This window comes from Aquirufa sp. HETE-40SA (assembly GCF_054558635.1).
On record NZ_JBPXKN010000002.1, the window covers coordinates 89,187 to 112,612 of the forward strand.

The 23,426-nt window shown below is 40.9% G+C and carries 22 protein-coding genes and 1 tRNA gene; 16 read left to right on the plus strand and 7 right to left on the minus strand.

What is annotated here, in order from left to right; all coding sequences use genetic code 11:
• Positions 1-208 precede the first annotated feature (208 nt).
• The 8 genes from ACRZ9O_RS05685 to ACRZ9O_RS05720 all read left to right on the plus strand — a co-directional run bounded on the left by ACRZ9O_RS05685 (position 209) and on the right by ACRZ9O_RS05720 (position 10,018).
• A complete protein-coding gene (locus tag ACRZ9O_RS05685) occupies positions 209-871 on the plus strand; it encodes a GNAT family N-acetyltransferase (RefSeq protein ID WP_459457217.1) in 663 nt (220 codons plus the stop codon).
• A 7-nt stretch (positions 872-878) separates the two neighbouring features.
• Positions 879-2,072: an argininosuccinate synthase gene (argG, locus tag ACRZ9O_RS05690; protein ID WP_459457219.1), complete on the plus strand. Its 1,194-nt coding sequence runs from the start codon at positions 879-881 to the stop codon at positions 2,070-2,072.
• Position 2,073: 1 nt separating this feature from the next.
• Positions 2,074-3,015 carry an N-acetyl-gamma-glutamyl-phosphate reductase gene (gene argC / locus ACRZ9O_RS05695; protein ID WP_459457221.1) on the plus strand — a complete coding sequence of 314 codons (942 nt, stop codon included), beginning with the start codon at positions 2,074-2,076 and terminating at the stop codon, positions 3,013-3,015.
• A gap of 205 nt (positions 3,016-3,220) precedes the next feature.
• A complete protein-coding gene (locus ACRZ9O_RS05700) occupies positions 3,221-4,345 on the plus strand; it encodes an aspartate aminotransferase family protein (RefSeq protein WP_459457223.1) in 1,125 nt (374 codons plus the stop codon).
• 97 nt (positions 4,346-4,442) lie between these two features.
• On the plus strand, positions 4,443-6,560 hold the full coding sequence (locus ACRZ9O_RS05705) for a peptidylprolyl isomerase (RefSeq protein ID WP_459457225.1): 2,118 nt from the start codon (positions 4,443-4,445) through the stop codon (positions 6,558-6,560).
• Between the two features lie 62 nt (positions 6,561-6,622).
• A complete protein-coding gene (gldG, locus tag ACRZ9O_RS05710) occupies positions 6,623-8,278 on the plus strand; it encodes a gliding motility-associated ABC transporter substrate-binding protein GldG (protein WP_459457227.1) in 1,656 nt (551 codons plus the stop codon).
• Between the two features lie 94 nt (positions 8,279-8,372).
• Positions 8,373-9,497 carry a DNA polymerase III subunit beta gene (gene dnaN / locus ACRZ9O_RS05715; protein ID WP_459457229.1) on the plus strand — a complete coding sequence of 375 codons (1,125 nt, stop codon included), beginning with the start codon at positions 8,373-8,375 and terminating at the stop codon, positions 9,495-9,497.
• Between the two features lie 107 nt (positions 9,498-9,604).
• The gene (locus ACRZ9O_RS05720) at positions 9,605-10,018 is read left to right on the plus strand and encodes a thioredoxin family protein (protein ID WP_459457231.1); all 414 of its coding nucleotides are present in this window, start codon (positions 9,605-9,607) and stop codon (positions 10,016-10,018) included.
• Positions 10,019-10,045: 27 nt separating this feature from the next.
• On the opposite strand, the gene ACRZ9O_RS05725 is transcribed toward ACRZ9O_RS05720, so the two are convergent.
• Positions 10,046-10,858 (minus strand): TerC family protein, encoded by an 813-nt coding sequence (locus ACRZ9O_RS05725; RefSeq protein ID WP_459457233.1) that lies wholly within the window; start codon positions 10,856-10,858, stop codon positions 10,046-10,048.
• Positions 10,859-11,006: 148 nt separating this feature from the next.
• On the opposite strand from ACRZ9O_RS05725, the gene ACRZ9O_RS05730 reads away from it, so the two are divergent.
• Both ACRZ9O_RS05730 and ACRZ9O_RS05735 read left to right on the plus strand, forming a co-directional pair.
• Positions 11,007-11,081 (plus strand) — tRNA-Val (locus tag ACRZ9O_RS05730).
• 200 nt (positions 11,082-11,281) lie between these two features.
• Positions 11,282-13,789, plus strand: coding sequence for an AAA family ATPase (locus tag ACRZ9O_RS05735; RefSeq protein ID WP_459457235.1), 2,508 nt, complete (start codon positions 11,282-11,284; stop codon positions 13,787-13,789).
• 9 nt (positions 13,790-13,798) lie between these two features.
• Here the strand turns inward: ACRZ9O_RS05735 and ACRZ9O_RS05740 are convergent, their stop codons facing one another.
• The 5 genes from ACRZ9O_RS05740 to ACRZ9O_RS05760 form a co-directional block, all read right to left on the minus strand.
• Positions 13,799-14,461 carry a potassium channel family protein gene (locus tag ACRZ9O_RS05740; RefSeq protein WP_459457237.1) on the minus strand — a complete coding sequence of 221 codons (663 nt, stop codon included), beginning with the start codon at positions 14,459-14,461 and terminating at the stop codon, positions 13,799-13,801.
• A 324-nt stretch (positions 14,462-14,785) separates the two neighbouring features.
• Positions 14,786-14,998, minus strand: coding sequence for a hypothetical protein (locus ACRZ9O_RS05745; RefSeq protein ID WP_459457239.1), 213 nt, complete (start codon positions 14,996-14,998; stop codon positions 14,786-14,788).
• A 364-nt stretch (positions 14,999-15,362) separates the two neighbouring features.
• A complete protein-coding gene (locus ACRZ9O_RS05750) occupies positions 15,363-15,698 on the minus strand; it encodes a type II toxin-antitoxin system PemK/MazF family toxin (protein WP_459457241.1) in 336 nt (111 codons plus the stop codon).
• The gene (locus tag ACRZ9O_RS05755) at positions 15,688-15,918 is read right to left on the minus strand and encodes a hypothetical protein (protein ID WP_459457243.1); all 231 of its coding nucleotides are present in this window, start codon (positions 15,916-15,918) and stop codon (positions 15,688-15,690) included. Before ACRZ9O_RS05755 ends, ACRZ9O_RS05750 begins: the two co-directional genes overlap by 11 nt.
• 57 nt (positions 15,919-15,975) lie before the next feature.
• Positions 15,976-16,227, minus strand: a complete 252-nt coding sequence (locus tag ACRZ9O_RS05760) for a hypothetical protein (RefSeq protein ID WP_459457245.1) — start codon at positions 16,225-16,227, stop codon at positions 15,976-15,978.
• 129 nt (positions 16,228-16,356) lie between these two features.
• Between ACRZ9O_RS05760 and ACRZ9O_RS05765 the strand changes: the two genes are divergently transcribed.
• From ACRZ9O_RS05765 to ACRZ9O_RS05775, 3 genes are all read left to right on the plus strand, one after another.
• On the plus strand, positions 16,357-17,703 hold the full coding sequence (locus tag ACRZ9O_RS05765; RefSeq protein WP_459457247.1) for a Gfo/Idh/MocA family protein: 1,347 nt from the start codon (positions 16,357-16,359) through the stop codon (positions 17,701-17,703).
• Between the two features lie 158 nt (positions 17,704-17,861).
• On the plus strand, positions 17,862-19,157 hold the full coding sequence (locus ACRZ9O_RS05770) for a carboxypeptidase-like regulatory domain-containing protein (protein ID WP_459457249.1): 1,296 nt from the start codon (positions 17,862-17,864) through the stop codon (positions 19,155-19,157).
• Between the two features lie 116 nt (positions 19,158-19,273).
• Positions 19,274-20,035: a hypothetical protein gene (locus tag ACRZ9O_RS05775; protein ID WP_459457251.1), complete on the plus strand. Its 762-nt coding sequence runs from the start codon at positions 19,274-19,276 to the stop codon at positions 20,033-20,035.
• Between the two features lie 3 nt (positions 20,036-20,038).
• Here the strand turns inward: ACRZ9O_RS05775 and ACRZ9O_RS05780 are convergent, their stop codons facing one another.
• The gene (locus ACRZ9O_RS05780; RefSeq protein ID WP_459457253.1) at positions 20,039-20,635 is read right to left on the minus strand and encodes an SOUL family heme-binding protein; all 597 of its coding nucleotides are present in this window, start codon (positions 20,633-20,635) and stop codon (positions 20,039-20,041) included.
• Positions 20,636-20,765: 130 nt separating this feature from the next.
• Between ACRZ9O_RS05780 and ACRZ9O_RS05785 the strand changes: the two genes are divergently transcribed.
• Genes ACRZ9O_RS05785 through ACRZ9O_RS05795 form a run of 3 tightly spaced genes read left to right on the plus strand, consistent with a single transcriptional unit; the run spans position 20,766 to position 23,413 of the window.
• Positions 20,766-21,545 carry a 3-keto-disaccharide hydrolase gene (locus tag ACRZ9O_RS05785; protein WP_459457254.1) on the plus strand — a complete coding sequence of 260 codons (780 nt, stop codon included), beginning with the start codon at positions 20,766-20,768 and terminating at the stop codon, positions 21,543-21,545.
• A 4-nt stretch (positions 21,546-21,549) separates the two neighbouring features.
• Positions 21,550-22,560 (plus strand): FAD:protein FMN transferase, encoded by a 1,011-nt coding sequence (locus tag ACRZ9O_RS05790; RefSeq protein ID WP_459457256.1) that lies wholly within the window; start codon positions 21,550-21,552, stop codon positions 22,558-22,560.
• Positions 22,538-23,413, plus strand: coding sequence for a formylglycine-generating enzyme family protein (locus ACRZ9O_RS05795; RefSeq protein ID WP_459457258.1), 876 nt, complete (start codon positions 22,538-22,540; stop codon positions 23,411-23,413). The genes ACRZ9O_RS05790 and ACRZ9O_RS05795 overlap by 23 nt, the downstream gene beginning before the upstream one ends.
• The last annotated feature ends 13 nt before the right edge of the window (positions 23,414-23,426 follow it).

Sequence of the window (23,426 nt, forward strand, 5' to 3'; positions counted from 1 at the left end):
TATTGGGATTTAAACGAAGATTTACCGAAATTCGACCCTTAAATGTCAACAACTGTTGACATTGCTTTTGACAAAACTAAGGAATGACCTTTATTAATTCAAATTATTACCTCGCATCTATGCTCCGACGAAGGAGACGATTCATCTTTCGGGTCTGATACCCTGAAGGTGTGTGTAATTTGTCTCATTCTTTAATTTTCGTCCCTTCATGAATAAATATACCGTTCAAGTGGCTAGCGAGCACCATTTCGACCTAGCCCAATCCATCTGCAATGAGATGGCTGAATCAGCCAAAGCACGCGGAACCGGAATTGCCAAACGTACTCCTGAATACCTTCAAGAAAAGATGTCCGAAGGAAAGGCCATCATTGCTACAGATGACATAGATGGCTCATTTGTGGGTTTCTGTTACGTGGAAACGTGGCAACATGGCAAGTTTGTAGCGAACTCTGGATTGATTGTAAAGCCTAGTTATCGCCAGTTTGGGGTGGCAAAAGCGGTGAAAGAACGTGCTTTCGAGTTGTCTCGCACCCGTTATCCGGAAGCCAAAATCATCGGTATTACGACGTCTTTGGCGGTGATGAAAATTAACTCTGACCTTGGCTATGAGCCTACGACTTTTGCGGAATTGCCGGTAGACGATAATTTCTGGAAGGGTTGCGAATCCTGTGTGAATTTTGACATCCTGACCAGAACCGAACGTAAGATCTGTTTGTGCACGGGGATGATTTATGACCCAGAGAATCCGGACAAGAAAACACCCGAAGAAAAAGACGAAAAATGGCTATTCTTGAAGAATATCGCCGATTTTACCCGTCTAAAGAAGTTTAAAGAAAAATTATTACTGCCTTTCAAAAAGAAGGCAAAATAGAGCATATATGAGCAAGCCTAAAGTAATTCTAGCGTTTAGTGGTGGTTTAGATACCTCCTTTTGTGTGAAATATTTAACGGAAGAGCGCGGCATGGAGGTGCACTCGGCCTTGGTGGACACGGGCGGTTTCTCTCCGGCGGAGTTGAAAACGATCGAGGAGAAAGCCTATTCGCTAGGCGTGACTTCACACGTGACGCTAGATGTGGTGGAGGAATACTACCAGGATTGTTTGAAGTATTTGGTTTTTGGCAATGTATTAAAAAACAATACCTATCCCCTTTCTGTATCTGCAGAGCGCGTTTTTCAAGCTACGGCAGTCGCTAAATATGCGGCCAAATTAGGTGCCAAAGCCATCGCGCACGGAAGTACAGGCGCGGGCAACGATCAAGTTCGTTTCGATGTCGTGTTCAGAATCTTAGCACCGGAGTGCGAGGTGATCACGCCTATCCGTGACTTGCAATTATCTAGAGAAGCAGAAATCGAATTCTTAAAATCGAAAGGCGTCGTGCAAGAATGGCACAAGTCGACTTATTCGATCAATAAAGGCCTTTGGGGCACATCCGTGGGTGGAAAAGAGACCTTGACTTCAGACGGCTATTTACCGGAAGAGGCTTGGCCTACGCAATTAACGAAGACGACTCCTGAGAAAATCAGCTTGCAATTTGAAGCAGGTCAATTAGTGGGTCTAGATGGCAAGAAATTCCCATCTACCGTGGCTGCAATTCGGGAGTTAACGGAAAGAGCGGGTGCTTTCGCAATCGGACGTGACATCCACGTGGGAGATACGATCATCGGGATTAAAGGACGTGTGGGCTTCGAGGCTCCGGCGCCTTTGATCATCATTAAAGCACACCATTTATTAGAGAAACACGTATTGACAAAGCACCAATTGTATTGGAAACAAAACATCGGTGATATGTACGGAACGCTATTGCACGAAGGCCAATTCTTAGAGCCCGTGATGCGTAATTTCGAAACGTTCTTAGCGGATACGCAAGGCAACGTGACGGGTACGGTTTATGTGACCTTATCTCCTTACCAATTTATGGTGACGGGAATGGAATCGAAATATGATTTGATGTCGTCTGTTTTTGGGGCGTACGGAGAAATGAACAAGGCGTGGACGGGTGACGATGTGAGAGGATTCTCGAAAATCGCGTCGAACCAAACGATGATCCACCGGAAAGTTAACGAACAATAAGATGGCAAAGATCGGAATCGTAGGGGCCGCAGGCTACACTGGAGGCGAATTACTAAGAATCTTAGTGAATCACCCGGATGTGCATTTGACCTGTATATTATCGAATTCACAGGCGGGAAAATTGATCTCGGATGTGCACACGGATTTATTGGGCTCTACGCATTTACGTTTTTCCAAAGACCTAACACCCGTAGATGTCCTCTTCTTATGTTCTGGACACGGGGAATCGAAGAAATTCTTAGCCGCGAACGACATTCCTTGGCACACGAAAATCATCGATTTAAGCACGGACTTCCGCGATGAATCCGAAGGCTTTGTCTATGGTTTAGCCGAGTTCCAAAAAGAAAAGATCCAATCCGCGACCAAAATCGCAAACCCTGGTTGCTTCGCCACTTCGATCGAATTAGCCCTTTTGCCTCTAGCGGCTGCAGGCTTAATCAAAGAAGACGTGCACGTTTCAGCCATCACTGGTTCGACTGGCGCGGGTCAATCGCTTTCCCCTACCAGCCATTTCTCGTGGAGAAATAACAATGTGAGTGTGTATAAGACGTTTACGCACCAACATTTGGCAGAAATTAAACAGACTTTAGGTACAAAAAAGGCCATCCATTTTATCCCTTACCGCGGTAATTTCTCGCGCGGGATTATGGCGAATGTGTACACGCCATACAGCGGGACGCAGGAACAGGCCGAAAAACTATACGAAGATTTTTACGCGAATTCGCCCTTCGTTTTCCTCAGCCCACAAGCGGTGGATGTGAAACAAGTGGTGAATACGAACAAGTGTTTTCTTCATTTACAGGTCCATGAGGGCCAAATCCTCATCAGCTCCGTGATCGATAACTTGATCAAAGGTGCGTCCGGCCAAGCAGTTCAGAATATGAACTTGATGCTGGGGTGGCAGGAAGATTTAGGATTAAAGCTTAAATCCATCGGATTTTAGCTTTAATCCTAAATCTTCCGTAAAGCATAAAATTAAAGCAAAAAGCACAAAGCATAAAGAACAAAGTACGTTAAAAAATAAGCCTGCGGCTCTATTTTTTAGGTTTCAGAAAAATACTTCATGAATTCATCCGCGCAGCGGATACCATCTTTATTCTTTATGCTTTGTGCTCTATTCTTTAAATGAGTTTAAAAAGAATTAATAAATGCAACTATTCAACGTATACCCCCTCTACGACATTGAGCTTGTAAAAGCCAAAGGAAGTACTGTGTGGGACAAAAACGGCCAGGAATACCTGGATTTATATGGTGGTCACGCCGTGATTTCCATCGGGCATTCGCATCCCACCTATGTGAAAAGAATGACTGAGCAGCTGAACAACATTGGCTTCTACTCGAATTCGATTATCATTTCAGGTCAACAAGAATTAGCTGAGAAGCTGGGTCGCGTTTCTGGCTACGAAGACTATACCTTGTTTTTAACCAATTCTGGAGCGGAATCGAACGAGAACGCCTTGAAATTAGCGTCGTTTCATACGGGTCGTAAGAAGGTGGTGGCGTTCTCGAAGGCATTCCACGGGAGAACGGCTGGGGCGGTGGCTGTGACGGATAATCCGAGCATTGTGGCGCCTATTAATGACACGTCTCATGTGAGTTTCTTGCCATTTAATGGCATTGAGGGATTGGAAGCGGGGATTACGGAAGAAACGGCGGCGGTGATTGTGGAAGGCATTCAGGGTGTGGGTGGTATTCAGGTGGCGAGTGATGCGTTCTTAAAGGCGTTGAGAAAGCGTTGTGATGAGACGGGGGCACAATTGATTTTGGATTCGGTGCAGTGTGGCTATGGTCGTTCTGGACAATTCTTTTCGCATCAGTTTGCGGGGATTCATCCGGATATGATGACGACTGCCAAAGGTATGGGCAATGGCTTCCCTATTGGTGGCGTATTAATCGCGCCGCATATACAGGCGAGTTATGGCTTGCTGGGGACGACTTTTGGGGGGAATCACCTGGCGTGTACGGCGGCGAATGTGGTGTTAGATGTGATTCAGGAAGAAAAGTTGATCGAGAATGCGTCGAAGATAGGTGACTATATTCAACAGGAGCTAAAAGGTTTAAAAGGAATAACGGAAGTGAGAGGTCGCGGTTTGATGATCGGGATCGAGGTGGAACAGCCTGTGGGGACTGTGAGAGATGCTTTATTGTTTAAAGAGCACATCTTCTGCGGTTATTCAGGAAAGCATACCTTGCGTCTTTTGCCGAGCTTAGCGATCGATCAGAAAATTGCGGATCAATTTTTACAAAGTTTAAAAACGGTTTTAGCAAATTAACCCTTGCTTTTGAACTAGAAATGTGATTATTTTGCGTTTCTTTTGTTCAAAACACAAGAGCAAAAAATAGAGTAAAAACAATTATTTATCCTTTATAATGGCATTAATTACAAAAATTAGAGAGAAGTCAGGAATAGCGGCGGCAGCGATTGCTATCAGTTTAGTTTTATTCCTAGTGGGAAGTGATATTTTCCAAGGTCAATCTTCTTTGTTCGGGTCTAGCTCACAAGAAGTGGGTGAAATCGCTGGAGAAAGCATTATGATCCAAGATTTCCAGAAGAAAGTAGAAGAGCAGGTTCAAAATTACACCGCTCAAACAGGCAAAGGTCCATCTGAGCAAGAAGCTAGCATGATTCGGGATCAAGTTTGGAACCAATTAATCTTAGACATCGCTTACAAGAAAGAATTCGATGCGTTAGGAATCAAGGTTTCTGATGAAGAATTAATCGATATGGTGCAAGGAAATAATATCCACCCATCTGTTCGTCAGCAATTCACAAATCCTCAAACTGGTCAATTCGACAAGACATTCGTTGTTCAATTCTTAAAGAATTTGAAGAACTTGCCTATCGACCAACAACAATCATGGGATCGTTTTGAGAAATCAATCGCTCAAGATCGTGTTCGTTCGAAATATGAGGCTTTGATGCGTATGTCTAATTACGTAACTCAAGCAGATGCAGCGAAAGAATACCAATCGCAGACGGCGAAGTTTAATGCGAAATTCTTGTTTGTTCCTTTCTTCTCTGTCTCAGATTCAAGCATTAAGGTACAAGATTCTCAATTAGAGGAATATTTAGCGAAGCACAAGGATGAGTTCAAAGGAACGAACACGCGTTCGATTCAATACGCAACCTTCCCAGTGATTCCTACGAAACAAGATACGGTAGAGTTCTACAACTCGATTAAAAAATTAGCGAAGGATTTAGCGATAACGCAAAATGATTCCGCTTTCGCCGTATTGAATTCAGATGTACGTACTCCTTATTTAGTTTCTTATGCAGAAATTCCAGAGGATGTGAAAGCACAATTAGGTACTTTCCAAGTAGGTGGTGTCTATGGACCATTTAAGAATGGCTTGACTTATTCGATCTATAAATACGGTGGAGTGAAGAAAGATACGTTGTTTACGATGCGTGCTAGCCACATCTTGATCGCACCAGCGGACAAGTCGGATTCAGCGAAGGCGCAAGCGAAAACACGTGCAGAAGGAATTTTGGCACAAATTAAGGGAGGCGCGAGCTTCGAGACTTTGGCCCAAATGAATGGAATGGACGGCACCGCACAACAAGGTGGTGACTTAGGTTACTTTAAAAACAACGGTGGAATGGCTAAATCATTCGAGAAAGCCTTGTTCGGTTTCAATGGCGCTGGTTTAATGCCAGGTATTGTAGAAACAGAATTCGGTTTCCACGTCGTGAAAGTGACTGATGCAAAGTCAAACACGAGCTACAAATTAGCGGCCATCAATAAGACCATCGCTCCTTCTCAAGCGACAATGGATAAAGTATTTACGACAGCAGATGCGTTTGCGAATGCAAATGGCAACTTAGCTTCGTTCGAAGTGGCTTTGAAAAAAGACAGAAACTTAATCATGATGCGTGCGGATCGTTTGACAGAAAATGCTTCTGCGGTGAATAACTTAACGAGCGCACGAGAAATCGTACGTTGGGCATTTGATGACAAAACAGCGGTAGGCGATGGTTCTAAGCGTGTATTTGAGCAAGATTCGCAATACATTGTGGCTTACTTGATCGGAAAGACCGAAAAAGATAACGTGAAAGTAGAGGACTTCCGCCAGGAATTAACCTCTTTAGTTCGCAATCAATTGAAAGGTGAATTCGTAGTTAAGAAATTAGCAAACAAGAAAGGTTCATTAGAGCAAATCGCACAGGCTTACGGTGCGGGTGCATTAGTTGAAAACGTTCAAGATATTACGTTAGCTAGCGGTATGTTAAACACAGCAGGTCCAGATGCGATCGCATTAGGTCACATCGCTGGTTTGAAAAACGGTAAGCGTTCGAAGGTATTCGTAGGAGAAAATGGGGTGTTTATCGCGGAGAAATTAAGCGGTGCTCCGGCTCCAGCTTTAGCCGATTACTCTGGATACAAGAATCAAATCCAAATGATGAACACACAACGTTCTTCATTCTACATCAACGAAGCGATTAAAGAAAATGCGAACATTGTAGACAAGCGTTACAAGTTCTATTAAGATTGATACATTTCGATTAGAAAAGCATTCTGCAAGGGATGCTTTTCTTGTTTAACAGAATAATGAAACATCTGAAACGTTTTAGCTCCTATTACTTGATCGGAATCGGTATTTTACTGATTGCGTTGAGTCCTTATGTGGGCGGGCGTTTGGATCTCAGCGAGGATGGTAAGTATACGCTGAGTGAATCGAGTGAGGCCATCCTGGAAAGCATCGATGCCCCCCTTTTAGTGCAAGTCTATTTAGGCGGCGATGATTTACCTGGCGGATTTGAGCGGCTGAAAAAGGAAACATTGGATCTCTTGTCTGACATGCAGTCGAGTGCCGGAGGCCCTATCGAAGTACAGCTCATTGATGTCTACGACGAATATCCTACCGACGAAGCTCGGGCTGCCTTAACCCGCCAGCTGGATTCCTTGGGCATCCCGCCCACGAACTTGGTGCACAAGGATAATGGCAAGCAGGTGCAGCAAGTAGTATTTCCGGGTTTAGTGATTTCAAAAGGCGCTTTAAAAACAGGTGTTCTATTGCTGAAAGGGAACAAATTAGCGAGCCCAGAGGAAGCGATTAATCAGTCGATCGAAGGATTAGAATACGAGATCATCCAAGGCATCCAGCAATTGCTACCGCAGGAGCGCAAGAAGATCGGTTTCTTCGTCGAATATTCGTCCACCCCGGCGATTGCCCAGATTGATTTCATCAATAGCTTAAAACGCAAATATGACCTATTCCCGGTAGACCTGGCCGCCTCTAAGACCTTAGATGGCCTAGACGGGATCTGCGTGCTACAACCTAACCGCGAATTCAGCGAGGAGGATGCCTATAAAATAGATCAGTTTATTGTCAAAGGCGGTAAGGCCATCTTCCTGATGGACGGGGTGAAAATAGATACAGTTGAAAAGCAGGGACTATTCATCAGCCCTAAACGAAACGGCCTGGAAAACATGTTATTCCATTACGGCTTGCGCTTAAATACGAACCTGGTAAAAGATGGTCAGCTATCCGGCATGATTCCCTTGAATGTGGGGAACCTGGGAGATAAGCCTAACATCCAGCTGATGCCATGGCCCTCTTATCCCTTGTTGAAGGGCAATCCTGATTTTATTTTAACGAAGAATCTAGATGCCATCTATGGGAAGTTTACCTCGACGATCGACACCATAGCTGGGGTGGCGCTACATAAAACACCCTTGTTGCGGACGAGTCAATACACCCAGGTGTCGCAATCGCCGTCGATGATATCGGTGAATTCAGCGGGCAAGGATTTTGACCCGGAAGCCTATACGGCTGGGGTTCAGACGACAGGCTACCTGGTGGAAGGCATGTTCCGGTCTGCGTTTCCGTATACGAGCCAGGACACGAACTTTGTGGCGCAAGGGAAAACTTCCAGTGCGATCATCTTAGTGGGCGATGGGGACATCGCGTTGAATGGAGTGGATTATGCGGCGAAGCAGGCCTTGCCTTTAGGCTTTGACCCGTTTTTAAAGAACACCTTCTCGAACAAAGACTTCCTATTAAATGCGTTCACGTATTTGTTAGATGATAACTCGCCCCTGTTAGCGCGGTCTAAATCGATCCAGCTTCGTCCTTTGGATAAGGCCAAAATCCAAGCAGACGGCACCTTCTACCAAGTGATTAACATCGCAGTGCCGCTTCTTTTTGCCACACTGCTCAGTTTAGCCGTAGTCTTTTACAGAAAGCGCAAATACAATCGCTAAAAGCTTTGGTAGAAAGCCTAAATTATTTTAACTTCAAGGTTTGAACGACAGCCTGTCGAAAACCCTTTTACACGTATCTTAAAGCTAAATTATAATGAAGTTTCTTGTAGCCTCTAATATCTTATTAAAGCAATTATCAGCCATCAATGGTGTGGTTGCTAGCAATCCTATCATTCCTATCTTAGAGAACATCTTAGTGGAATTAGAGGGCAATACCTTGATCTTAACGGCATCAGACTTACAAACGGTGATGACGACGCGTTTAGAAGTGGAAGGATTCGAAAATGGATCGATCGCTTTACCAGCGCGTTTATTGTTAGAGACTTTACGTAGCTTACCAGAACAACCGGTGACGATTTCGGCGGATCAGGCGACTTTTGGCGCTGAGATCTCGACTCAAAATGGTCGTTTCAAATTATCAGGTGAAAACCCAATCGACTTCCCACGTATCCCAGAAGTAGCGAAGAATCAAACGATCTCTTTGACCTCTATGGTTTTAGGAGAAGCGATTGCGAATACTTTATTAGCGGTTTCTAACGACGATATGCGTCCAGCGATGACCGGTGTTTTAATCCAAATGATGGGCGATCACACGAACTTCGTAGCCACTGACGGTCACCGTCTAGTGCGTTACCGTCGTAATGATATTCGTCCGGATGCACAGAGTAGTTTGATATTGCCAAAGAAGGCTTTGGCCCTATTAAAATCCACTCTTCCTGCAGATGACACCAACGTTACGGTTGAATTCAGCGCATCAAACGCTTTCTTCAGCTTCCAAAGCTTCTCATTAATCTGCCGCATCATCGACGAGCGCTTCCCAGAATACGAGAACGCGATCCCGAAAGAAAACAACGAGATCTTAACGATCAACCGTTTAGAGTTCTTGAGCTCGGTAAAACGTATCTCGATCTACTCAAACAAAACAACCCACCAAATCCGCTTAAAGCTATCCGCTAACAAGCTAACGCTTTCAGCAGAGGACTTGGATTACTCTAACGAGGCGAACGAGGTGCTTGCTTGCGACTACGCAGGAAAAGATATGGAGATCGGTTTTAATGCGAAATTAGTTTCTGAATTGTTAAGCAACTTATCAGCGAAATTCGTGGACATTAAATTAAGCGAGCCGAATAAGGCTGGTTTGATTATTCCTTCGGATCAAGATGAGAATGAGGATGTGTTGCTTTTGGTTATGCCGGTGATGTTGAATTCTTATAACTAAGAATAGAGTAGAGAGTATAGATTAGAGAGTATAGAGTAGAGAGTAGAGATAAAAGAGTAAAGATAAATATCCTTCGGACTCATTTCCTTCGGACTAAATTTTGAAATATGAAATCATTCGTTTTTGCCTTGTTATTTGTTTCTTTTGCTAGCACCGCACAAGACGAACCCGCTGGTGTACGTTTCTTCGAAGGAACATTCAAACAAGCGATGGCCAAAGCCAAGAAAGAGAACAAAGGCATCATGTTCGATGCGTATACGACTTGGTGTGGACCTTGTAAGGTATTAAAGACGAATGTATTTCCTAATAAAGAATTAGGCGCTTACATCAACGAAAACTATATTTCCATAGGTGTGGACATGGAAGCGGGAGAAGGCCCAGCCTTAGCGAACATGTATCCATTAGAGGGTTATCCTACCATCTTCTTTTTAGATGCCGCTGGCAAGGTGAAGAAGAAGGTCTTAGGCCTGCCGCAGGGTGGCGCGAAAGAGCTGCTAGCAATTGCGAAAAGCATTAAATAGAAAAAGCCCCGATCTGGGGCTTTTTTGTTATATGATACCCTCGCGTTCCGCCTGGTTCTTCATATCGTTTATTGCCACCTTCTTCGTGCTGCGCTTGCGCATCTGGATGTTGATGAATTCTACGAATAGGGAGAATGCGATGGAGAAGTATAAGTAGCCCTTAGGGATGCTGCCTATGGAGTTGCCTAGGATCAATAGTTCGGAGTCGTGGCTCGCTTCTGCGATGAGCATGAAACCGATCATGATTAAGAAGGATAGTCCCAAAACCTGTAAGGACGGGTGATTGTTCACAAAACGGCCTACAGGGCCCGAGAATCCCATCATAATCAATGCAGATACGACGACGGCGATAATCATTACCGGCGTGTTATTGGTTAGGCCTATGGCGGTTAGAATGGAGTCTATGGAGAAGACCAGGTTAATGAGGGCGATTTGTGTTACGACCTTGCCTACTGAATTAACGGCTTTCTTCGTGGTGGAGATTTCTTGCTCCTCTCCTTCTAGTTTGTGGAAGATTTCATTTGTGGCTTTGTAAAGTAGGAATAGGCCACCCACAAAGAGGATAATGGCCTGACCTGATGGCGCGGCTTTAAACCAGGGGGAGTCGATGTGCATGAACGGTTTTTGGAGGGAAATCAAAATCGAAATACCGAACAACAGGATAATGCGGAAAACCATCGCTAGCAAAAGACCGATATTGCGTGCCTTGCCTTGATCCTCTTTAGGTAAGCGCGAGGCCGTAATCGAAATAAAGATGATATTATCAATTCCTAATATGATCTCCAAAAACGTCAATGTCAATAAACTGACAATACTATCCACTGTAAGCAATGATTCCATAAAAATATTTTTCTGCCGCAAAGATGGTGTGTTTCAGGCAGATAATCAACGAAATGTGCCTCAGGCCACGAAAAAATCATTTTTTTTCAAAGCCCCATTTGCATATTTTAAATTAAAATAAGATATTTGCAAACCAATTCAAGAAAATGGTCCTATAGCTCAGCTGGTTCAGAGCACCTGCCTTACAAGCAGGGGGTCCTAGGTTCGAATCCTAGTGGGACCACAGAAACCACCTCAAACGAGGTGGTTTTTTTATTTTACGGCAAGAGTAGCAAAGTGGGTAGCACGAGAGGGGATTTCAGATGACATTTTCTTTAAATCTAAACAGTCATTACTTTAAAAAAGTAATTAGTAATGCTTGCAATTATTGCTTTAAAAGCATAGCTTAAGTCATTATTCAATGAAATTTCATTTAACATTAAGATGACATTAAGTAATTCGATTGAAGAGATCATTGCAAAGAAAAATAAATTTCAATGGGTATTACCAGTCTGGATTTTATTAATAATTGGAATAATCGTTCTCATAATTAAATATGAGAACACGATTATAAAATCTGAAAAATCATTCAAAACTGTTGTAAACATCAATAAAGTAGATGTCAGCTTTTACAAATTGAAAGCATCGGCAAAACGAAAACTGAATAAAAAAGACTTATTAAGTACCTTAGAATATGGTCAAAAGTATGATCTAATTGACTCATTAGATTCAAAATGGTATCAAATTTCAGTTAAAGGAAAAATTGGAATCGTAAAGAAAAGTGACTGCATTTTAGACAAAACTCTAGTTAAAGAGACAATTATCAAAAGGTATTCTCTCAATTCAGAAAACCATAAAACAGGTTTCGCAATTTTAATAGGGATTTTAATTTTATCAACTTTTGTCCTCAGATTTTACATATCAAAACTAAGGAAAGTAATCCTTGAATATGAGGAGGAAGCAGTCAATACATTCGAAAAGACAGTTGAAGAATTCAAACAAATTATTACCAATAACTTTGTGTGGGTTATTGCCTCAGAGACAAAAAATCATAATCTAAAAAAGAGTTCTGGAGCAGATAACTCAATAAATAGAGTTGAAATTAAACCTACATTTGACTCTTTACCTTATCCAAACATAAGTTGCAATGTTAAGATACCCAATCTTAACATCAATAACATTGGTTACTTCTTTTTCCCCGATGCATTGTTAATCGTTAATTCAAAAGAATATGAACTTATTGACTACAAAAGTTTAGTGTTAGAAAGTAATCAATCTCGTTTCATCGAAACTGAGAAAGATACCTCAAACTTGACCATTGAAAGCTATACTTATAAATATGCAAACAAAGATGGAAGTGCTGACCAAAGGCATTCTTATAATCCTGCTTTACCTATTTGTTTGTACTCTAAATATGAATTGATTCATGACAAGAATTCCCTTTTCAAGTTGATGTCATCGAATTCAATAATTGTAAATCCTAGAATAAATTCGACCAGCACTGAAACAGAATTAACTAATAAAGACGAATACTGGAGTCTTATAGGTGACCTTAAAGTACAAATTACTAAACTCTATAACCTTTTATTAGAAAGCTCAGAGGTAAATGAGTTTCTTAAAAAACATTCAAAAGAGAGTGAAATTCAAGATTATAAAGAAATCCTTCAAATTTGTTTGTTGTTTGATATTTCAAAGGTCTACAATCTACTTCTTGAAGAATTTGGAGATAATAAGATCCAAAAGGCAGTACTGGTTTCAATTTCAGCAGAATTACTTGGCGAAGATGCTGATTTCATCAATAATCAATCCTATGATAAATTAATAGGAGATTCTAATAACAGTAAACTCGCTAAAGTATATTCATCATGTTTGGGCTTTGGTAAAAATAGCAATCCAATCAATGTTAGTATCAACAATAAAAAGGAAGAAGAGGTATTCTCATTACCATCCATTTTACGACTTTCAAACTTTAGCCAAAGTGACGAGTACAGTGCTTTTTTATATAGGGTAGCATCAGTATTAACTAAATCTGATAATGTGGTAACCCCAGAGGAAGAAAAGGCTTTAAATGGAATTTTCAAGATGCTTAATCCGAAAAGCACACAGAAAACAGGAAAGAAGAAAATGGATAAGAAAATGGATCAGCCTACATTGGAAGCAGCTTTAAAGGAGCTTAATGACATGGTAGGACTTGAAGGTGTTAAACAAGAAGTTAACTCGCTTATAAACTTTGTAAAGATTCAAAAAGAACGAGAAAAACATGGTCTAAAACAAAATGACATCTCTTACCACTGCGTTTTTACTGGTTCACCTGGTACAGGAAAAACAACTGTTGCAAGGGTCTTGGCCAACATATTTAGGTCATTAGATGTGATTGATACAGGGCAATTGGTAGAAACAGACAGGGCTGGCATGATAGCAGAATATGTAGGTCAAACTGCAGTAAAAGTTGATAAACTTGTAGATGAATCAATGGGAGGAGTCTTATTCATTGATGAAGCATATTCCCTATCAACTGGAAGTTCTGAGGATTTCGGTAAAGAAGCAATAGCTACATTATTGAAAAGAATGGAAGACAACAGAGACAACTTAATAGTCATTGTAGCCGGATATTCCGATAAAATGAAAGACTTCATTGACATGAATCCAGGTTTAAAATCAAGATTCAATCGATACATCCATTTTGAAGATTTTGCACCTAAAGACATGATTAGTATCTATCATAAAATGTGCCAAGGTTCTGATTACACGATTAGTAATGAGGCTGAACAATATCTCCAATCACAATTTGAATCAGCTTATAATTCAAGAGATGAAAGTTTTGGAAACGGCAGATTTGTTAGAAACACATTCGAGAAGTCTATAGAAAACCTATCAAATAGAATTGCTAAAAGTGATAAAATCACAAAAGAGCTACTTACTACGATTGAAAAGGAAGATATCAACTTCTAAATCATCAAGCTATTTTTCATTTTTAGCCAGTAAAATAGAGGCAATATAACCTGCGAAAGTCCCACAAAGCCCTACCCCAGTGGTCATTAAAATGGCGGCTATGATTCTACCTTCAGTGGTTACTGGGTATTTATCTCCATAACCAACCGTGGTCAAAGTAGTATATGACCACCATAATGCATCTTCTGCTGTTTTTATATTACTATTAGGTGCAGTTTCTACCTGAAGAATAGTTACTGACGAAAACAAAACCACAAGAAAAGCAATTACACCAACAGTTGATAGTAATCCTTTGGATTTATCTTTATAAACATGTTCTACAATATGCTTCATTGATTTAAAAGCCCTCAATATTCTAAGTAACCTTAAAAGCCTTAATACTCGACCTACCCTCAGGAAGTCGATAAAAGGTATACTGGAGATTAAATCAATCCAACCCCATTTTAAAAACTGTAATTTATTAGGTGCCTTGTAAAATCTGTAAAAGAATTCGATTAAAAAGACGATACATATAAAGTTGTCAATTTGGGATAAAATCTTTTGAATTTCAGGAGTGACACTAAAAAAGGTTGTAACAACTAGGGAGATAAGTACGTAAAATGATAAAATCAAAATCATTAAACTAAGCCCACCAAATACAACCTCTTCATTATTTGAATCTTTCTTTACCATCTTAATTTCCTTAAATATTTACCTTTTGTATGATAATATACTTTACTCCTTATTCTACTTTTAAAAGCACCGGGTCTCGTATTATAGGATTTTCTATAATGACCACTAACAAATTTCCCTTTTCGGGTAATATATGGCCTAACGAAACTTGATTTCCTTTGTGCTGATAAATCAGTTGACAAAAGCAAAACAATAAGTGACATTGCTTTCATTAAAATATGAAATTTCGATTTCATGTCTACAAATTTTAATGGTTAAAAGTATTGTTGATTATATAACATTCCACTAAGATTATTCTTAAAGTTATAAAAAAACAAACTAGATTTAATCAATTTGATATGTTGATAAATTAATACGATACTGAATCAAACTCATTTCCAACGCCTCAACTTCTTCGAATTTCCCTACAATAGCGCAAATTTGAGTGGTTATTCGGAATTTCAGAACTACCACTTTTTCATCTAATCCACCTTCCGTAAAAACATTCTTGATATATTCGTTTATGGTAGACTTAGCTTTACCAATCAATTCTGCCATTTGGACTTAAGTCAACCAAACTGTTTCATCTTCTAAACGAACATCGATCTTAATGTTTCCTTCAGACTTTTGGTATATAATTATATCCCTATTCACTTTAGTAGATGTTTAGAATTTCGAGCTTGAAATGGATAAAAGAGGCAGCCTCTTTCAGCTTAAACAAGATTAAAAAAAAGCAGGAGAGTAAACGAATTAAAGAGTAGCAAGAGATTGACAAATTATTGAACTGTTGCATTAAATGCAACAGTTCAATAATCATTTGACTTATACTACTGTCCATTTTTGCATTTCCCGCTAAACCAACTTACCGTGAAATGTTACAAAAATTGACCACTTTTCACGGTAAGTTACTTTTGACCAAAACCTACAAATCTAGTACAACCCTCATATTCTCTTTCAACTTCTCCCGCTGTTCTTTAGTCAACTCTCCCAGTTTAGTGATGAGTCTTTTGTTATCGATGGCACGGATTTGGTCCACTAAAACATCACTTAACTTGTCTAGCTGATGTTCGTGCAAATGAACCCGCAATATCTCAACATCAGGAAATACATTCGTAGAAATAGGACACACAATCGTCGAAAGGTGCGTGTCATTCAATAAATCCGTCTGAATGACCACGATAGGTCGCGTCTTTCCAGCTTCCGTCCCTCTACTAGGATTTAAGTCTGCTAGCCAAATGTCGTATTGATTAATTTTCATCGATCAACTTTTCGAACTCATGAAGAATATCCATGGAATCTTGTCTTGTTAAGGAAGATTCTTTAGCCAGTTGCGTCTTCAACAGGCGCTTCTTGTTTTCCCGATTGTATATGCTGACAGCTTCATTGATATACCTATTTCTAGCTACCTTCAGCGCGCCCGTGATTTCTTCAGCCTCGTCGAAGATTTCATCGTCTAACTTTAATGATAATATTTTCATGAGGCTAAGGTATATATTATAAGTATATACCGCAAGAATTTGATTTGATTTAAGGGATTAATCCCCTTTTCTTAACTTCCTGCGGTTCTTATTTCGGTAATAATATCCCCTCGAATTAATGCGATTCTTGAATGCTCTTTTAGAAGAGCTCACTCCTAATCTGGCGTGGGCTTTTCTTCTTTGACCCGATTGAGTAGTACTTGCTCGCGCATAAGAGGATTTCCGCGTTTTCTTCGAATAATCGATGGGTTGCAGATCGCAGCTAATAAGCGAAAGAATTAGGGTAATTGAATAGAGAAGCTGCTTCATGTTTTATTTCCAAATTTTCGAACTAAAGATACCCCATTAGATTTTAATTAAAATATTCTTATTTTTAGTTTTTATAAAGCATACTGATTCTATTTCAATTTAAGTGCTTCTAAAACCTATTATACTACCATGAAAAATAATCGTAGAGAATTCATTCAAAAAATTGCCTTAGGTGCCGCTGGCATAAGTTTTGGCAATATTCACAATGCCTTCAGTGCAAAAAGTTATTCCCGAATTTTGGGAGCAAATGACCGTTTAAATGTAGCCTTAATGGGATGTGGACGTCGAGTTAGCGCCTATTATGATGCTTTAAAAGACAAAAAAAACAATGTGGATGTGGCCTATATCTGCGATGTGATGAAAAAGCAACGCGAAAAGGTAGGCCGTGATTTACAAGGAAAGGTCAGCGGAAAGGCGACGTTAGTGAATGATATTCATGACGTTTGGAATGATAAAAGCGTCGATGCGATATTTAATGCGACTCCGGACCACTGGCATGCACCAGGTACTTGGATGGCCATGCAAGCTGGCAAGCACGTTTACATTGAAAAACCCTGTAGTCAAAATCCGCGCGAAGGGGAATTACTGGTAGCATTTCAAAAAAAATATGGTAAAGTGGTCCAAATGGGGAACCAGCAGCGCTCCTCTAAAGAATCGCAAGAAATCATTTCCGAGATTCACAAAGGTACCATTGGAGAAGTATACAAAGCCCTTGCCTTTTATTCGAACCAGCGTGGAGAAGTTCCACATCAAAAAAAAGCACCTGTTCCTGAAGGTTTAGATTGGGAATTATGGCAAGGTCCTGCACCACATCAGGAATACACGTCGGAAACCTGGGATTATAACTGGCACTGGTATGGTTGGAACTGGGGAACAGCAGAGACTGGCAACAATGCGACCCATGAATTAGACGTCGCTCGTTGGGCACTACAAGTAAAATACCCAGAAAAAGTAGAAGTAGAAGCGGCTAAACGTCATTTCAAAAATGACGGCTGGGAAATGTACGACACCATGGATGCGACTTTCCGCTTCCCAGAAAATAAGGTGATCCAATGGGACGGCAAAAGCCGTTCAGGCTATAAAACGTACGGTAGCGATCGCGGAACCATTATTTATGGAAGCGAAGGTTCTGTTTTTGTTAACAGAGAGGGCTACACGCTTTTTGATCGCAACGGTAAAAAAATCAAAGACAGTAAATCGAGTGGAACGGAAGCTGGCAATACCCTAGGCGGCGGCGGTGACATGACAGATTCACATGTCGCGAATTTCTTCCATGTCATCAGGGGCACAGAGACTAAATTAAACTCCCCTATCGAAGAAGGTGCCATCAGCCAAATGATGTGTCACTATGCGAACATTTCATACCGGATCGGCAAATCATTCCAAGTGAACCCTGCGGATGGCCATATTTTGGACAAAGAAGGCATGAAACTTTGGGGTAGAGAATACGAAAAGGGTTGGGAGCCTAAATTATAAAATCGTAAAAAGTTATACCTCGGTCGTAGAAACCACCTCGTTTGAGGTGGTTTTTTTTTATAAGCTGGAGTGGCGTTATTTAATTACTACTTTTAAACAAAATCCATCAATAGCCTGTTTTATTTGATATCTTCACGAAAAATAATGGAGTCCTAGATATGAAAACTAACCTGCACGTCTATTTTCGAGCAATCCTGGGATTATTCTTCATCATGCTTGCACAAATGCAAGTAGAAGCTCATTTCTCCGGCTACTCTAGTCCAGATTCTAGTTCATTCGATCAATTCAAAGGGTCTATTTTAGATAGTAAGACAAAGAATGAGCTCATCTATGCAAGCATTACTGTTTCAGGAACAAGCATCTCCACCATCAGTAATAGTGAGGGTAAATTCTCCATTAAAATTCCTACAGAAAAGCAGAACGCTAGCCTGATAATTTCCTTTTTAGGATATAAAAACAAGGTTGTTTCCATCAAAGAATTAAAGCCAGACAAGAATATACTGTATTTAGAACCCAGCATTACGATGCTCGCTGAAGTGGTTGTAAACACGTCAGATGCGAATACGCTATTTTTAGGGGTATTAAATAATCGCTTACAAAATTATGGAGATGACCCCATCGAAATGACAGGATTTTATCGAGAAACCATTCGCAAACGACGTACCTATGTCTCCCTTTCTGAATCCATACTTAGTATTCAAAAGCAGCCTTTCGCAGGTAATTTGCCAGACCAAATCAGTCTTTTCAAGGGTAGAAAAAACACGGATTATACTAAACTAGATACCGTCAATTTCAAATTACAGGGAGGTCCTTTTTCCGCCTTATATGTCGATGTAATCAAATATCCCAGCTTCATATTCTCGAAAAATGCCTTAGAAATTTACGATTTCAGTTTAAAGGAAAACACCCAAATTAATGACAAACAAGTGTTGGTTTTAGCCTTCAAACAAAAACCAGGCTACGAAAACCCGCTCTATTATGGGAAATTATATATCGATGCAAAAAGCCTAGCGGTCGTAAGCGCTACTTTCTCCTTAAATGTAGAGGATAAAATCAAGGCAGGTCTTCTATTTACGCGCAAAAAACCTGCTGGCCTTGACGTTTACCCTACTGAGGTCAGCTATCAAATTAACTACCGACAACAAAATGGTAAATGGATTTTTGCCTATTCTCGTGGGGATTTGACGTTTAAATTGAATTGGGCCAAAAGAATATTCAACACCGTCTACACTTCCACAATTGAAATGGCCGTAACCGATTTGAAAAAACAGGACATCAAAGAGGTTCAAACTACCCAAGAATTGACCTCTAACGTAATCATGTCGGATAAGGTGGAGAGTTTAGCGGACCCTGATTTTTGGGGTAAATACAATATCATCGAACCCGAAAAATCAATTGAACAAGCCATCCGGAAAATTCAAAGAAAAGCCTTGAACGAGCGGGGTGAGGATTAAATTCGAACCTGAAAGCGAAAGAGAAGATTGCTATAAGTCTTTATGATAAAGGCTAGCTTTGGCATAATCATTTAAAACTGATAATTTCAAGGAAATATAATCCTGTAACATTACCCATGGAAGTACACCACCACAGCCACCACCCTAAATCCTGGAAAGAATACGTTCAAGAATTCTTAATGCTATTCTTCGCCGTCTTTCTTGGCTTCATGGCTGAATATTACCTCGAATACAGAGCGGAGAGACATAAGGAGCACGATTATTTAGTGAGCATGAATAAAGATCTGAAAGCGGATTTAAGTGAAATGGATATAAAAGAATTCAGAATGGGAGAAATGGTTAATGCCGCCAATAAACTCAATGAAGTAATCTTTAAACCTACTTGGAATGAGGCTGATATCGATTCCATTTACATAAATAGTCTCATCATGGTATCCAGAGTTTATAACATCGATTTTTCATCTGGAACTATCGATCAATTACGCAATGCAGGTGGATTCCGACTGATTAAAAATGAAGAAATTGTTCGTAAAATTTCAGAATACGAAAAAGGAAAAGTAACCATGATGGTTCAATTAGATCAATTATTAGAACGAGGCGCAAATGTCCATCGAATTCAAAATGCCTTACTTCAAACGACCGTTTTTTCCACTAAAGAGACCATCGGAAAAGTTGGTTATGATAAAGTCGGTTTAGACAAAATCAAAAAACAAACAGGTAACGCATTTCTATCATCCAATAAAAATGCTTTTTACGAATATGCAAACACGACTGGTACCATGAAAGGATACATCTCCTATTATATCCTGATGTCTAAAATGCAGCAACAAAAAGCAAAGGAGTTAATCAAGCTTTTAGAGGAAGAACTGGAGCATTAAAGTTTACTCCTTCCATTCAATGGGAATAACCACCTCATTTTTTCTGCTCCAAAATTGATAGGGCGCATTATAACCTAGAAATGTATATTCTCCCACTACTTTAATACCTTTCTCTCGCAATGCCTTCAACAATACATTCCGCTTTTCTCTAATTGTCTCATCATCTGCATAGCCACCGAAACTAATAGCTGCCACGTATTGCGGGCAAGATTTCACGATATGAACCCTGGCATCTTTAGGCTTAGGCAAATCTGATTCCTGGTATTTCTCCGGCATCACAAAACTCATCGTGGAACCCTGAGAACCCATTTCCATCCGTACTGGCGATGTCATGGCAATACTTTTACCTTGGTCATTTCCTCCAAAAATATAGCCCGCTAACTTCCTAAACCCACTACTCGCGACCGACTTATAATCCGTCCCTTTGCTGTAAATTTTAGCAAAGGTGGCTGCTGGATAAAATCGGATTTCGAATTGAGATTCTGTGCGAACGAGCCTGTATTTTTGACTTTCAGTGGTCAGACTGCTGCTCACTAATTTATAAGACTGCACTAATAAGAATAAAAAGGCGATGCCCCCAACGACGTAAATTGCTTTCATGATAGAATAAGTTTAGCACGTATTTGACCTAAACTAGCAAGTCCAGGTAATAGTTCAGAAACTCAGCAACTTAATTTCATTTTTACTTGTATTTCACTTACTTTAATGGGTGATATAAAAATACCTCTAGATGAAACTATTCCTAACCATCGCGCTTTTTAGCTTAGCATTCCTATGTGATGCAAAACCAAAAAAAGAAAAATGGATTCCACTTTTCAACGGCAAAAACCTGAAAAACTGGACCGTTAAAATCCACCACCATGAAGTGGGCGATAACTACGGAAACACCTTTCGAGCAGAGGATGGGATAATCAAAGTGCGCTACGACCAATACGACCAGTTCAATGAGCGCTATGGGCACCTGTATTTCAACAAACCTTTTTCTAATTATATACTTCGGTTGCAATACCGCTTTACGGGACTTTGGCGAAATGATGCGCCTAGCTATACTGAGAGAAATTCCGGCGTAATGTTTCATTCACAAGACCCACATACCATGCCTAAAGAGCAGGATTGGCCTATTTCAGTCGAAATGCAGTTCCTCGGTGTGTTAGCAGATGGCAAGCCAAGACCTACCGGAAACATGTGCTCCCCGGGAACTGACGTGGTTTATAATGGCAGAATTGATCCCCGCCATTGCATCAATTCAAGCTCAGAAACCTACGAAAATGAACGTTGGATTACGGCAGAATTAATTGTTCGCGGAGACTCCTTAGTTACCCACAAGATCAACGGAAAAACGGTGTTAGAATATACCCAGCCTCAAATAGGTGGCGGCGTTGCGAATCGCTACAACCCCGCACTTAAAATCGATGGCAAATTATTAAAGAGTGGATTTATTGCCCTCCAAAGCGAAGGACAAGAGATTGACTTCCGAAACATTGAGCTCCTAGATTTATCGAAAGAATAGGCTGATGGCTAAAATTATCCTCGGGCTACTAGTTCTTTTTTTCATTAGCGATGTAAACGCGCAGTATAAAAAATATACCTACGAAACCCAGCGAATGGGCTCCCCGTTTCGAATCACCATCTCGTGTACAGATTCTACTGGGATTTCAAAAGCCGTAAAACAGGCATTCCAGCTAGCCACCCAGCTAGAAAGTCAACTGAGCGATTATCAACCACAATCAGCTCTCAGCCAAGTCAATCGCCTAGCAGGGACAGGCACATTCTACCCTATTCACGAACCGTTTCTAGCGATATTGAAAGAGTCCTTACTCGCCCAAAAACAAAGCGCTGGCGCCTTAAATGTATTTGTCGGTCGACCGGTCAGATTATGGAGAGAGGCTAGAAAGCTTCAGCAAATGCCTGATGTAGTGGCTTTGCAACAAATTGCTCAAAAAATACAAGGACCGTGCTTGGAATTTTCAGCCGATTCTACACGCATTCGCTTAACTAATTCAGCTTGTCAGATAGACTTAGGTTCTTTAGGTAAGGGCTTTGTCGCGCAAAGAGTGATGGAAAAAATAAAGCAAGATGGCTTCCCCTATGTACTGGTGGATGCCGGTGGAAAAATCGTGATGACGAGCCAAGGACCGAACGATATGCCTTGGCAAGTAGGTATAGAATCTCCGGTATCTAAAGCGCTTTTGCCGGAGGTTTTGGCACTAAAAAACGTCTCTATAGCGACCAGTGGAAAAACGTATCAATCCGTACGTTTAGGGGGCCAGAGTTATTCCCATGTGATAGACCCGAGAACGGGAATGGCGTTAACTCACTCACGATCAGCCACGGCCATCGCGGAAGATGGGACTCTAGCTGACTGGTTAGCGACCGCAGCAACCGTGATGACTATGCAAGAAATTGAAGAATTATTAGTAAAATTGACAAATGTTCGGCTGATGGTATTCGAAAATGAATCTGGTGAGCCTAAAATCCTATTTAACCATAAACTGATCCCACATGAGACGCCTCGTCCTCATTAGTTTACTGTTTTCGCATCCGATTTTTGCGCAGGGTTTACGTTCCTATGAACAAACGATTCCTCAAACACGCGTTTCATTCCAAATGGTGGCTATTCCATCTGGAAATTTTGTTTTTGGCCAAACAAAAAAGGTACAGGTTCCTGCTTTCTGGATGGGTAAAACAGAGGTGACATATGATGAATACCAATTATTCTTCGAAGAATCGCGCGATCCAGAACCGAAGCCCCCTAAAGACGGCCCAGATGCGATCACCAGACCGAGCCCACCCTATATTGATTTTACGTTAGGAATGGGGAAAGTAGGCGGATTCCCCGCTAATTCCATGCAGCAATATGCAGCTATCATGTATTGTAAATGGTTGTATGCGAAAACAGGCGTTTTTTACCGTCTCCCTACAGAAATTGAATGGGAATATGCCTGCAAGGCTGGCGCCGAAATCCCTTCCGAAAAACTACCCGATTATGCCTGGATTCAAGGCAATTCAAATGAAAAATACCACCCAGTGGGGCTTAAAAAACCCAATGCTTGGGGATTACACGATATGCTAGGTAACGTATCAGAATGGGTACTAGATCATTTTGAGGCAGATCCCACGGCCACTATTAGCCCCGTGTTCATCGATAAATATGCGGATGCCGTAGTACGCGGAGGAAATTACCAGGATCCAGCAAATCTAGTTCGCTCTACTTACCGCCTGGCAGCGGATCCCATATGGAATCGACGAGATCCACAAGTTCCCAAAAGTATCTGGTGGAATGCCGATGCTCCTTTTGTGGGATTTCGCATTATGCGACCCGCTAAACAACCATCAGCAGCAGAAATTAACTCCTTCTTTGAAAAATATTTAAACTAAACCTCATTAAAAT